Origin of the sequence: Oryzobacter telluris (assembly GCF_043099285.1) — a bacterium.
Lineage (GTDB): Bacteria > Actinomycetota > Actinomycetes > Actinomycetales > Dermatophilaceae > Oryzobacter > Oryzobacter telluris.
Genome location: NZ_CP170723.1, coordinates 450452 through 463079, shown reverse-complemented (window position 1 = coordinate 463079; position 12628 = coordinate 450452). Strand labels below are relative to the sequence as shown.

Annotated in this window: 12 protein-coding genes; 6 read left to right on the top strand and 6 right to left on the bottom strand. The window is 74.5% G+C overall.

The genetic code is table 11. The features are described 5' to 3' along the window. Nucleotides 1–61 precede the first annotated feature (61 nt). Nucleotides 62–682 carry an SRPBCC family protein gene (locus tag ACFLFB_RS02180; RefSeq protein ID WP_392544070.1) on the bottom strand — a complete coding sequence of 207 codons (621 nt, stop codon included), beginning with the start codon at nt 680–682 and terminating at the stop codon, nt 62–64. 135 nt (nt 683–817) lie between these two features. Next, the gene (locus ACFLFB_RS02175) at nt 818–2029 is read right to left on the bottom strand and encodes an ROK family protein (RefSeq protein WP_392544069.1); all 1212 of its coding nucleotides are present in this window, start codon (nt 2027–2029) and stop codon (nt 818–820) included. A gap of 65 nt (nt 2030–2094) precedes the next feature. Here ACFLFB_RS02175 and xylA point away from each other — a divergent pair, with 65 nt between their 5' ends. Continuing rightward, entirely contained in the window at nt 2095–3273 is a 1179-nt protein-coding gene (gene xylA / locus ACFLFB_RS02170) for a xylose isomerase (RefSeq protein ID WP_392544068.1), read from the top strand. A gap of 22 nt (nt 3274–3295) precedes the next feature. Here the strand turns inward: xylA and ACFLFB_RS02165 are convergent, their stop codons facing one another. Further along, on the bottom strand, nt 3296–4330 hold the full coding sequence (locus ACFLFB_RS02165) for an aldose epimerase family protein (RefSeq protein ID WP_392544067.1): 1035 nt from the start codon (nt 4328–4330) through the stop codon (nt 3296–3298). A gap of 142 nt (nt 4331–4472) precedes the next feature. Between ACFLFB_RS02165 and ACFLFB_RS02160 the strand changes: the two genes are divergently transcribed. After that, entirely contained in the window at nt 4473–5717 is a 1245-nt protein-coding gene (locus ACFLFB_RS02160) for an FAD-binding protein (RefSeq protein WP_392544066.1), read from the top strand. A 34-nt stretch (nt 5718–5751) separates the two neighbouring features. On the opposite strand, the gene ACFLFB_RS02155 is transcribed toward ACFLFB_RS02160, so the two are convergent. The 3 genes from ACFLFB_RS02155 to ACFLFB_RS02145 form a co-directional block, all read right to left on the bottom strand. Continuing rightward, nucleotides 5752–5889 (bottom strand): hypothetical protein, encoded by a 138-nt coding sequence (locus ACFLFB_RS02155; protein ID WP_392544065.1) that lies wholly within the window; start codon nt 5887–5889, stop codon nt 5752–5754. 19 nt (nt 5890–5908) lie between these two features. Next, nucleotides 5909–7660 carry a GAF domain-containing SpoIIE family protein phosphatase gene (locus ACFLFB_RS02150; protein WP_392544064.1) on the bottom strand — a complete coding sequence of 584 codons (1752 nt, stop codon included), beginning with the start codon at nt 7658–7660 and terminating at the stop codon, nt 5909–5911. Between the two features lie 120 nt (nt 7661–7780). Beyond that, nucleotides 7781–8071, bottom strand: a complete 291-nt coding sequence (locus tag ACFLFB_RS02145) for a DUF4193 family protein (RefSeq protein WP_392544063.1) — start codon at nt 8069–8071, stop codon at nt 7781–7783. Between the two features lie 157 nt (nt 8072–8228). Between ACFLFB_RS02145 and ACFLFB_RS02140 the strand changes: the two genes are divergently transcribed. The 4 genes from ACFLFB_RS02140 to ACFLFB_RS02125 all read left to right on the top strand — a co-directional run bounded on the left by ACFLFB_RS02140 (nt 8229) and on the right by ACFLFB_RS02125 (nt 12615). After that, nucleotides 8229–9152: a hypothetical protein gene (locus ACFLFB_RS02140; protein WP_392544062.1), complete on the top strand. Its 924-nt coding sequence runs from the start codon at nt 8229–8231 to the stop codon at nt 9150–9152. 45 nt (nt 9153–9197) lie between these two features. Next, complete coding sequence (locus ACFLFB_RS02135; protein WP_392544061.1) at nt 9198–11009, top strand: ABC transporter ATP-binding protein; 1812 nt, start codon at nt 9198–9200, stop codon at nt 11007–11009. Nucleotides 11010–11170: 161 nt separating this feature from the next. After that, complete coding sequence (locus ACFLFB_RS02130; RefSeq protein WP_392544060.1) at nt 11171–11683, top strand: histidine kinase; 513 nt, start codon at nt 11171–11173, stop codon at nt 11681–11683. A gap of 80 nt (nt 11684–11763) precedes the next feature. Beyond that, complete coding sequence (locus ACFLFB_RS02125) at nt 11764–12615, top strand: DUF4097 domain-containing protein (protein WP_392544059.1); 852 nt, start codon at nt 11764–11766, stop codon at nt 12613–12615. Nucleotides 12616–12628 lie beyond the last annotated feature (13 nt).

Genomic DNA, 12628 nt, shown 5'->3' with positions numbered 1-12628 from the left:
CGCCACGACCCCGGCGACCGTGGGGTCGACCGGGGTGCGGGGCGGTGGGCTCGTCGTGGGGTCAGCCCGTGACGAGCTCCTCGAGGCGCTCGTAGCTCTCGACCATGCCGTGCTCCATGCCGGAGGCGACCATGGCGTCGCGGCCCTCGACGGTGCGGCCGATGCTGCGGCCACGAAGCCGGGTGCGGCCGTCGCCGAGGTCCTCGAACCACATGAACTCCAGCGCGACCTCGTCGGGGGCGCCGTCGAACTCGAAGGTCTGGAGGGCGAACTCGTTCTCGCGCACCGAGTGGAAGACGCCGCGGAAGCCGAAGGTCCCGTGGTCGGTGACGTGCTCGTAGCGGTAGCCGCCGCCGGAGACGAAGTCCCACGACTCGATCTGCATGTCGTAGCCGCGGGGGCCGAGCCACTGCCGGACCTTCTCGGGGTCGCGGTGCGCCTCGAACACCGCAGCCACGGGGGCGTCGAACTCGCGGGTGAAGTCGATCCACGGGACGCCGGCGGGGACGTCGAGGCGGAGGGTGTTGGTGCCGGTCGTGGTGCTCATGTCGTGCTCCTTCTGGTGGTCCACGATGGGGGTGGGATGGGGGCCGAGGGTGGCGAGCAGGGCGTCGAGCCGGGCGAAGGCGGCCTCGCGGTTCCGGCGGTGCCGGTCGGGTCCCGCGGTCGTGGGGGTCGTCATCCTGTGCACCTCCTCGGCCTGTTGTTAACCATTTGGTTGATTAACTGAGGTGTTGAGTAAAGCGCGAGGCGTCGCCGCTGTCAACCCCCTCCCGGGCACCCTCGCGCTCGGCCCTCGGGGCCGAGCGCAGCGGCGTCAGGTGCTGGTGACGGGGAGGTGGCGCGCCGGGTCCTCGAGGAGGTCGGCCAGCGCCCGCAGCGCGGCACCGGTGGCGCCGGGAGCGGGGTCGTCCGGGGCGGTGCGGACCTCGGGGGGCACCCACCGGGCGGACAGCACCCGCTCCCGCAGGGCGGCCTCCAGCGGGAGCCTCAGGTAGTCGCCGACCTGCCCCAGGTGGCCACCGAGGACGATGGCCGGGACGTCGAGGACGTTGACGACGCCGGCCAGCGCGACCCCCAGGGCCTCGGCCGCACGGCCCAGTGCGGCGTGGGTCGCGGCATCACCGGATGAGCTGCGGGACACCAGCTCTCGCGTCGTGGCTCCCGGGGGCAGCCCCGCCGCCTCGAGCAGGGCGACCCGACCGGCGTACAGCTCGAGGCAGCCGGTGGACCCGCAGCGGCAGCGCGGTCCCGCGGGGTCGACGCACACGTGCCCGACCTCCCCCGCCCACCCGTGGCGTCCTCCGACGACGCGCCCGTCGACCACCACGGCGCCACCGATGCCGACCTCGCCGGAGAGGTAGAGGAAGTCGGCGAGCGGCCCGGGGCGGCCCGGCGCCGGCTCGGCCACCGTGAGGGCGCCCAGGCTCGCCTCGTTGTCGACCCGCAACGGCAGCCCGGACGTCGCGTCGCGCGGCACCAGGGCCGCGACCTCGACGTCGGACCAGCCGAGGTTCGGCGCGCGCAGGAGCGTGCCGGAGGCGGTCGACACGATGCCGGGCAGGGCCAGCCCCGCGCCGACCACCGTTGCGCGAGAGGGGAGCCCGGCCAGGACACCGCGCGAGAGGTCGGCGAGGAGGGCCAGCGTGGCGACCGGGTCGGACGCCGCGAGGTCGCGCTCCACCACGACCTGGGCGACCACGGCGCCCCGCAGGTCGAGGACGCGCACCGCCAGCCGTCCGACGTCGACCTGCAGGCCGAGCCCGAGGACCCCGCGGCCCGGCGCCAGGGGCGTCGCGGGTCGGCCCGGACCGGCGGTCGCCGGCGGGTCGAGCTCGTCGAGGACGCCGGCCGCCACGAGCGCGTCGGCCAGCCGCGAGACGGTGGAGCGCGTCATCGAGGTGACGGCGGCGACGCCCGCCCGGGACAGCGGTTCCGGCGCGGCGCACACCGTGCGCAGGACGAGGGCGAGGTTGGCCTCGCGCAGTCCCGACTGGCGCGCGGCCGGGGGTCCAGGAGGGCGCGGCACGGGGTTGACCCTACCGGTCCGCCACGATAAGTTGCACGACACAACAAACTACGTCAGGAGACGCGATGACGCGCCAGCCCACGCCGCAGGACCGGTTCTCGTTCGGTCTGTGGACGGTCGGATGGACGGGGACCGACCCGTTCGGCGGCCCCACCCGCCCCGCCCTCGACCCCTGGGAGTACTCGGACCGGCTGGCCGAGCTCGGCGCGTGGGGTATCTCCTTCCACGACGACGACGTCCACCCCTTCGAGGCCGACACCGCCACGAAGGACGCCCGGCTCGACCGGCTGAAGCAGGCCACGGACGCCGCCGGGCTCGTCATCGAGATGATCACGACGAACACGTTCAGCCACCCGGTGTTCAAGGACGGCGGGCTGACGTCGAACGACCGCGGCGTGCGCCGGTTCGGCCTGCGCAAGATCCTGCGCGCGGTCGACGTCGCCGCCCGCATGGGCGCCACGACCTTCGTCATGTGGGGCGGCCGCGAGGGCAGCGAGTACGACGGGTCGAAGGACGTCCACGCCGCGTTCGAGCGGTACAAGGAGGGCCTGGACACCGTCGCCGGCTACATCAAGAGCCAGGGGTACGACCTGCGGATCGGGTTGGAGCCCAAGCCGAACGAGCCGCGCGGCGACATCTTCCTCCCCACGGTCGGGCACGCCCTCGCCCTCATCGCCGAGCTCGACCACGGCGACATCGTCGGCCTCAACCCCGAGGTCGGCCACGAGCAGATGGCGGGCCTGTCCTACGTCCACGCCCTCGGGCAGGCGCTGTGGAGCGGCAAGCTGTTCCACCTCGACCTCAACGGCCAGCGCGGCCTGAAGTACGACCAGGACCTCGTCTTCGGCCACGGCGACCTCACCTCGGCGTTCTTCACCGTCGACCTGCTCGAGAACGGCTTCCCCGGCAGCCCGGACGCCCCGCGCTACACCGGGGCCCGCCACTTCGACTACAAGCCCTCGCGCACCGAGCACATGGAGGGTGTGTGGGAGTCGGCCAGGGCCAACATGGCGAGCTACCTCCTGCTCGCCGAGAAGGCCGCGGCGTTCCGGGCCGACCCGCGCGTGCACGAGGCCTGGGCGTACGCCGGCGTCACCGACCTCGCGACCCCCACGCTGGCGGAGGGCGAGTCGGTGGACGACTTCCTCGCGACCCCGGACGACTTCGACCCCGAGGCCGCCGGGCGCCGCGACTACGGCTTCGTCCGGCTCAACCAGCTGGCCATCGAGCACCTCGTCGGCTGAGCGGGAGGTTCTCGTTCCCGCGTCAGGAGGCGGTGCGCCCGAAGCGCCACACCGTCGTCGAGCGGTACTCCTCGCCGGGGCGCAGCACCGATGGTCCGAGGTCGGGCTGGTTCGGGGCGTCCGGTGGCCGCTGGGTCTCCAGGGCGATGCCGCCGTGCCTCGGGTGGGTGGCTCCGCCGTGCCCGCGGCGCGTGCCGTCGAGGGCGTTGCCCGTGTAGACCTGCAGCGAGGGCTGGTCGGTGAGGACGTCGAGGGCACGGCCGGTCGGCGGGTGCTCGAGCCGGGCGACGCGCCGCAGGCCGGTGCCGTTGGTCGCCAGGGCGTGGTCGAGGCCGCCGGCCGCCACCACCTGCGGGTGGGTGGCGGCGAGGGCGTCGCCGACGCGGGTGGGCCGGCGGAGGTCGAACGGGGTGCCGTCGACCGGCTCGACCCCCATGGGGATGCCGGCGCCGTCGACGGGGAGCCAGTGGTCGGCCTCCACCGTGAGGACGTGGTCGGCCACCGTGCCGCCGCCGGCGAGGTTGAGGTACGCGTGGTTGGTCAGGCTGACGACCGTGGGGGCGTCGGTGGTCGCGGTGAGCTGGATGGTCACCTCGCCGGGGGCGACCCGGTACGTGGCCCGTGCCACGAGGCGACCGGGGAAGCCGGCGTCGCCGTCGGGGCTGACCAGCTCGAGGGTCGCGGTGTCCTCGGTCGCCTCCGCGAAGCGCCAGGTGCGCAGCTGGAAGCCGTCCGGGCCGCCGTGCAGGCAGGTCGTCCCCTCGTTCGCCGCGAGCTCGTGGACGGTCCCGTCGAGGACGAGGCGCGCGCCGGCGATGCGGTTCGCCCACCGACCGACGACGGCGCCCTGGAACTCCAGGGGCGCCCTGACGTGGTCGGTGACGTCGGGGTGGCCGAGGACGACCTCGGTGCCGGGGCCCTCGTCCTCGGAGAGCCGCAGCGAGCGCACCGTGGCCCCGAGGTCGAGGACCTCGAGGCGGATGCCGGGTGCCGTGAGGACGTGGCCGAGGACCGTGCGGCCGTCGGGGAGGGTGCCGACGGGGCGGGGGCTCGTCATCGGCGCTCCTTCGGCGGGTGCCCGGGCTCGCAGTCCCGGAGGTGCTCGACCCGCGGGCGCGGGACGCTCCGATGTTAACGCTCACACGGCCCTACGCTGACGGGATGCCGACACCTGGGACCGCACCGACCGGCGCCACCCGATGAGCGCCGCCGGGTCGACCTGGGCAGGGTCGTACACCTACGCCGCACCGGAGTTCGTGCAGCCGCGCAGCCTCGACGAGCTGGGCGCCCTCGTCGCCTCCACCGACCGGGTCCGGGCCCTGGGCTCGCGCCACTCGTTCACCGACGTCGCCGACACCCTCGGGACGCTCGTCGGGCTCGACGCGCTGCCCACGACCATCGAGGTCGACCCCGATCGTTCGGTCGTCAGGGTCACCGGCGGCGTCCGCTACGGCGAGCTCGCCACGGCCCTGGAGGCGCAGGGGTGGGCGCTGGCCAACCTCGCCTCGCTCCCCCACATCTCCGTGGCCGGTGCGGTGGCCACGGGCACCCACGGGTCGGGTGTGGGCAACCGGTCGCTGGCCGCCGCGGTGCGCGCCCTCGACGTCGTCGGCGCAGACGGGGTGGTCCGCCACCTCGGCCCGGGGCATCCGGACCTCGCTGGCAGCGTCGTGGCGCTCGGTGCGCTGGGGGTGGTCGTCGGGCTCGAGCTGGCCGTGGAGCCGACCTACCTCGTGCGCCAGGAGGTGCGCACCGGGCTGTCGTGGGGGAGCGTCGACGCCCACCTCGACGACGTCCTCGCCGCGGGGTACAGCGTCAGCCTGTTCACCCGCTTCGAGCCCCGGCACGTCGACCAGCTGTGGGTGAAGAGCCGCTCGGACGAGCCTCCCCTGGCGGAGGTGTGGTCGACGTCGGCGGCCACCGAGCCGCTGCACATGCTCGTCGGGGCGCCCACCGAGGCCCTCACCGAGCAGGGTGGCGTGCCCGGCCCGTGGCTGCACCGGCTGCCGCACTTCCGGCTCGAGTTCACGCCCAGCCGCGGCGAGGAGCTGCAGAGCGAGTACTTCGTGCCGCGCGCCCACGGGGTCGAGGCCCTGGCGGCGCTGCGCCGGGTCGCTCCGGCGTTCACCCCCTTGCTCCAGGTGACCGAGGTGCGCGCGGTGGCGGGCGACGACCTCTGGCTCAGCGGCGCCGAGGGAGGCGACGTCGTGGCCCTGCACTTCACCTGGGTGCGCGACCTGCCCGCGGTGCGCGCCGTCCTCCCCGTCATCGAGGAGGCGCTGCGGCCCTTCGGCGTCCGGCCGCACTGGGGCAAGGTCTTCACGATGGAGCCCGCCGAGGTGCGCGCCGCGTTCCCCCGGATGGCCGACTTCGTCGCGCTGCGTGACCGGGTCGACCCCGGCCGCCGGTTCGACAACGCCTTCCTCCAATGCCTCCTGGGTTGAGCGACGGCGAACCGTCAGGCGGCGCGGTGCGTCCTCAGGCCTCGTCGTCCCAGACGAGGACGAGCTCCTCGCGGGTGCCGAACCGCTCGAGGTGACGGCGGACGACCTCACCGAACTCGGCGCTGCTCGCCTCCACCCGCAGGGCGTCCGTGCCCGGCGTGAGCGTGGCCATGGGACGACGGTACGACGGGTCAGCCGGTTCGACGCAGGGCGAGGGCGGCGACGTCGTCGTCGTACCGCACGTCACGCAGGGCGTCGACGACGTGCTGGAGCGCCTGCCCCAGCGGCCACCCCTCGACACCGCGCAGCGCCGCGCACAGCCGGCCCAGACCGGCGTCGAGGTCCTCGTCGCGACGCTCGACCAGCCCGTCGGTGACGACGACCATCATGTCGCCCGGACCCATCGGCACCGCGGCGCCGCGGCGCCCGTCCGGCGCCAGCCCGAGGGGCGGCCCGTCGGCGAAGGGCAGCTGCTCGACCGACCCGTCGGCCCGCAGGATGCACGGCGGCAGGTGGCCGGCGTTCGCGAGGTGGGCGACACCGGCCTCGGGGTCGGCGAGCACGTACGCCAGGGTGACCAGCTGCTCGGTGCCGTACCGCTGGATCATCCCGTCGAGCTTGGCCACGACGGCCTCCGGCCGGGGGTCGACCGAGGCGAAGGCCAGGACGGCGGCGCGCACCTGCGCCATCGCGGCGGCGGCCTGGACCCCGCGCCCCATGACGTCGCCGACGAACGCCACGAACCGTCCGTCGTCGAGGGCGAAGCCGTCGTAGAAGTCGCCCCCGACCTCGGTGCGACCCGACGGCTCGTACCAGCAGCTGACGTCCCAGTAGGGCGTCCCCACGAGCGAGTGCGGCAGGACCGCGCGCTGCAGCTGCTCGGCGACCGCGAGGGTCTGGCTGTACAGCTCGGCGTTGTCGAGGGCGCTGGCGGAGCGACGCGCGAGGTGCTCGGCGAACCTCAGGTCGTCCTCGTCGTAACGCCGGGACTCGTCGGTGGACACCCAGGTGATGACGCCCATCACCCGGCCCCGCACGAGGAGGGGGACCGCGAGCGCGCTGCGCAGGTTCAGCTCGCGCGAGACCTTCAGGTGCTCCTCGTCCTGGGCCGCCGCCTCGAGCATGGCGTCGGTGATCACGGGGAACAGCAGCGGGGTTCCCGTTCGGACGACCTCCATGGCCCCGTAGCGGCTCTTCGGGTCGGGCGGCCACCGCTCCTGCAGGGACATCGCGAGCTCGACCTTCGCGGGGTCGACGTGCGCGACCGCGAGGCGGCGCAGCTTGCCGTCGCGGACCACGTCGATGGCGCACCAGTCGGCGAAGTCGGGAACGGCCAGCTGCGCGACCCGGCGGATCGTGGCGTCGAGGTCGAGGCTCTTGGCGAGGGCGATCGACGCCTCCGCGAGGAAGGCCAGGCGGGCGGTCTGCTTGGCGGCGACCGCCGAGGCCTCGATGCGCTCGAAGGCCTGGGCGCAGGTGTCGGCGAGGATGTCGAGGAACTCCAGCTCGGCCGGGTGCGGCCCGCCGGGTCCGGGGATGGAGAGGTGGATCGCCCCGCGGGTGCGGCCGGCCACCCGGAGCGGGACGGTGACGGTGCTGCGCTCCCCCCGGACCGCGTTGACGAGGTCGGGGTAGCGCGAGGAGATTGCGTCGGCCCCCACGAGCACGAGCCGCTGCCCGCTGCGGACGACGTCGGTGACCGTCGTCCGCCGGTCCATCGGGATGATCTCCCACTGTGCGGCCTCGGGTGCATCGAGGCCGCGGACCCCGATGATGCGCACGTGGTCGTCCTCGGTCAGGGCGAGCGCGGCGATCGTGGCCCCCACCGCGTCGGCCATGTGGTGCGTGACGATCTTCGTCAGGGCCTCGACCGACGTGGCCGTGGCGAGGTCACTGGTGACGCGGGCCAGCTGCGCGAGGTTCTCGCCCACCTGTCGGGGCATCCTCGGTCGTCGTCGACCGTCCGGCTCGTTCACGCGAGGATCCTTGCAGGTCAGGTACCTCTTGTCAGTAGTCCTCTCGGGTGATCCCGAGAGGACGACGAGCGGTCCTTGAGGGTCGGGTCAGGCGCAGTCGCGGCAGATGCCGGTGCCCGGCTTCGACTCCTGGGAGTGGTGGCAGAGCAGGAAGCAGCTGATGCACGAGAACTCGTCGGCCTGGCGCGGGAGCACCCGGACCTCGAGCTGCTCGCCGGACAGGTCGGCCCCCGGGAGGGTGTGCCCGTCGACGGCCTCGTTGTCGTCACCGAGCAGGTCGACGGCGGTGCGTGCGTTCGAGGCGCGCAGCTCGTCGAGGCTCTCGGGCTTGTCGTCCTCGCCCTCGCGCAGCCGCGGGGCGTCGTAGTCGGTGGCCATCTCGCTGGCGCCTCTCCTGAGCAGGGGACCGGGGGCCGTCGTGGACCCGCCGGAGCGCCCGAGTATGAACAGGTCAGGGCCCAATGTCAAAGGTTTGTCGCACCTGTGGACACCCAGTGCCCGTCGAGGGGGTCCCGCGGCGGTGGATCATGGGCGGATGGACCTCGAGGAGATCGCCCGCGAGCTGTACGCGCTGCCCCCCGCGGAGTTCACCGCGGCACGCAACGCGCGCTCCGCGACCGTGCGCGCGGAGGGCGACCGCGGCCTCGCCGAGGAGGTCAAGCGGCTGCGCCGGCCGAGCGTCGGCGCGTGGGTCCTCGACCTCCTCGCGCGCGAGCACCCGCAGGACGTGGTGCCCGTCGTCGAGCTCGGCGGGCGGCTGCGCGAGGCGATGGGGGTCCTGGGCGCCGAGGACCTCCGCGCCCTTGACCGGCAGCGCCGCGAGCTGACCCGTGCGGTCGCCGCCCAGGCCGCCGCGCACGCCGAGGCGGCGGGCCAGCCCGTGAACGGCGCGGTCACGGCGGCGGTCGAGGAGTCGCTGCGGGCCGCGATGGTCGACGAGCCGGCCGGCCGCGCCCTCCTCACCGGCCTGCTCACCGACACCTTCACCACGACCGGCCTCGACCCGGTCGACCTCAGCCGGGTCCTCGCGGTGCCCTCGCTCGTCCCGGCCCGGATGGCCGCGGTCCCGCAGCGGGCGGAGGCTTCGGAGGGCGCAAAGGAGGTCCGGGCCGGCGCCCCCGCCGCCGAGGACGGGTCGGCCGCCCGTCGCGCGGTGCTCGTGGCCGCCCGCGCTGCCCTGCGCGAGGCCGAGGACGCGCGCGCCGCCGCCGAGGAGACCGCGGCGGCCGCCGCCCGCCGGGCGACGAAGGCCCGCACCAGCCGCCTCGAGCTCGAGACCCGGCGCGACGAGCTCGTCCGCGCGCTGCGCGCCGCCGAGACCGCGCTCACCTCGGCGGTGACGGCGGAGGCGAGCGCCGAGGACGCCCTCGAGGCGGCGGATGGGGAGGCGGAGCGGTCGCGCGAGGCCGCGGCACAGGCCCGCTCGCACCTCGACACCGCCGTCGAACACGGCCCTTAGGGTCACCTAACCTTGCGGGGTGGCCCCCACCCCGAGGAGACGTCCGTGAGCACCGCCGCCTCCGCCTCATCCTCAGCGACACCCTCCTCCGCGCCGAGCCCCCTGCGGGCGCTGTGGCACCGGTACCGCCGCTACCGCACCCGGTTCACGCTGGCCGTCGTCGTCTCGGCGGTGAACAAGCTGGCCGACGTCGTGCCCGAGCTGCTCATCGGTGCCGCCGTCGACGTCGTGGTGCGTGGCGCGGACTCGTTCGTCGCCGAGCTCCTCGGCGTCGAGTCGCGCTACGCCCAGCTGGTCTGGCTGGCCGTGGCCAACGCCGTCGTCTGGGTCGTGGAGTCGGCGAGCGAGTACGTCGCGGCGGTGATGTTCCGCGGCCTGTCGCAGGCGGTCGAGCACGACCTGCGCGTGGAGGCGTACGAGCACGCGCAGCGCCTCGACCTCGGCTGGCACGAGAGCCGGGCCCAGGGGGCGACCCTCGCCACGGTCAACGACGACGTCAACCAGCTCGAACGGCTCCTCGACGTCGGCATCCCCGACATCTGGCAGACCTTCCTCAACATCATCGTCGTCGGGGCGGTGTTCGCCATCGCCTCGTGGCAGCTGCTCGTCCTGGCCTTCCTCCCGATCCCCGTCATCATCGTCGCCTCGCTGCGCTACCAGCGCCGCCTCGAGCCCCTGTACGACCGGGTGCGGCAGAGCGTGGCGACCCTGTCCGGGGTGCTCAGCGCCAACCTGTCCGGCCTGCCGACGATCAAGGCCTTCGCGGCCGAGGGGATGGAGGGGCGCCGGGTCGCCGAGGCGTCCGGTGAGTACCGCGACGCGAACGTGCGGGCCATCCGCAGCTCGGCGGCGTTCGTCCCCCTCGTGCGGATGGCGATCCTCGCCGGCTTCACGTGCACCCTCCTCATCGGCGGCTTCCGGGTGCTCGACGGCGACCTGGCCGTGGGCCTGTACTCGGTGCTCGTGTTCATGACCCAGCGGCTGCTGTGGCCGCTCACCGACGTGGCGCAGGTGCTGGACCTCTACCAGCGCGGGCGCGCGTCCACGGCCCGCATCCTCGCGCTGCTCGCCGAGCCCGTGGAGACGCGCGAGGGGACGGAAGAGCTCGTGGTCAGCGGTGCCGCGAGCGTCGAGTTCCGCTCCGTGCGGGCGGGGTATGGCGACGGCCCCGACGTGCTCGACCACATCGACCTCCTGGTGCCCGGCGGCGAGACCCACGCCGTGGTCGGGGCCACCGGCGCCGGGAAGTCGACCCTGCTGCGCCTGCTGCTGCGCTTCGACGACCCCCGGTCGGGCCAGGTGCTCGTTGACGGGCAGGACGTGCGCGACCTCACCTGGGCCTCGCTGCGCGGCGCCATCGGGTACGTGGCGCAGGACGTCCACCTCTTCGCGGGGACCGTCGGCGAGAACATCGCCTACGGGCGACCCGGTGCGACGACCGCCGAGATCCTCACCTCGGCCGAGCACGCCGCGGCCACCGAGGTCGTCGACCGGCTCCCCGAGGGCCTGGGGTCGCGCGTCGGCGAGCGCGGCGTCACCCTCTCCGGCGGCCAGCGGCAGCGCCTGGCGCTCGCCCGCGCCCTCATCCGCGAGCCGGCGGTGCTCGTCCTCGACGAGGCGACCAGCGCCGTCGACAACGAGACCGAGGCCGCCATCCAGCGCTCGCTGCGCGAGGCCACGCGGGGCCGCACCGCGCTCGTCGTGGCGCACCGGCTCTCGACCGTGCGGCACGCCGACCGCATCTGGGTCCTCGATGCCGGACGGGTCGCCGAGTCCGGGACGCACGACGAGCTCGTCGCCCTCGGCGGCCTCTACGCCGGCCTCTGGTCCGTCCAGACCGGCGCCGCCACCCCCTAGCTGCCCTCCCCTCAGGCGCGTCCTACTGCCTGGTCCGTGGGGCGATCACCCCACGGACCAGGCGGTAGGACGCGATGTGCGGGAGGCGGCCGAGGATCGGTGACGTCATGATGACGTCAGATCGCTTGCGCATGACGTCACTATGGTGTCATAGTGGCGTCATGGAGCTCCTCCCCTACGCCGCCCGCCTGCAGCGCGACGTCCTGTCCTCCGCCCGCGCCGGCGGCGAGGAGGCCGTCGCCCTCGCCGACCTGCTGTCGGCGGCGCTGGAGTCCTCGGCCCGCCTCGTCATCCTCGACGCCCTCGTCGAGGCCGCGGCCGAGATCAACCGCGACCTCACGTCCTCCTCGGTCGACGTCCGGCTGCGCGGCCGCGAGGTCGACCTCGTGGTCACCGCCTCCGCCGACACCGCGACCGCCACCCCGCCGCCCGCTCCCTCCGGGGCCGCCGCCACCGCCACCACCGACGACGGCGACGAGGGCGGCACCGCCCGCCTCAGCCTGCGCCTGCCCGAGCGCCTCAAGCCCCGGATCGAGGAGGCCGCCGACGCCGCCGGGCTGTCGGTCAACGCCTGGCTCGTCCGCACCGTCACCGCGGCGGTCACCGAACGTCCCGCCCCCGTCACCGCGCCCACGGTCACCACCGGCCAGCGCGTCACCGGCTGGGTGCGCTAGCACCCGCCCTCCACCGGCCCCCGGGCCGGACCACCACGACCCCACACCGCCACCCCACCCCGACACCGGGAGATGCCGTCATGCCCAGATTCGCCACGCCCGACCCCGTCGCCCTCCACGTCGACGTCTCCGGCGCCAGCCTCCGCCTCCGCGCGACCGCCACCGACGAGACCGTCGTCGAGGTCCGCCCGCACAACCCCGCTCGCCAGGGCGACGTCGACGCCGCCACGCGCATCACCGTCGACCACGGCCAGGGACGCGTCACCATCCGCTCGCCGCGCACCGGGATGGGCCGCCTGCGCAGCCTGCTCGGCGGCGGCGACAGGGTCGACGTCGAGGTCACCCTCCCCGAGGGCTCGGCGCTCGACGTCCGGGGCTGGGGCGAGGTCTCCGCCACCGGGGTCCTCGGCGTCGTCGACATCGACAACGGGATGGGCGACATCAGCCTCGACCGCGTCGAGCGGGTCACCGGCCGCACGGCGATGGGCGACGTCCACGTCGAGCGGGTCGCCGGCACCGCCGACCTGCGCACCTCCACCGGCACGGTCACGATCCGCGCCGCCGGGGGTGACGTCGCCGTGCGCTCGTCCGTCGGGGACGTGTCGGTCGGCGCCATCGAGGGCCGGATCCACGCGGTGACCACCACCGGCGACGTCCGGATCGAGAGCGCCCGCGGTGACGTCACCGCGAGCGCCTCCGCCGGCGACGTGCGCATCCAGCGGGTCCAGGGGGGCGTCGTCACCGTCGACAGCTCGTACGGACGCGTCGACATCGGGGTCGCCGAGGGCGTCGCCGCCTGGCTCGACGTCGAGGCCCGCCACGGCGCCGTCCGCAGCGAGCTCACCGACGGGCAGCCCCCTGCGGACGGCGACCCCACCGTCGAGCTCCGTGTCCGCTCCGGGTACGGCGACATCGTCCTCCACCGCGCCTGAGCCAGAAGGGAAC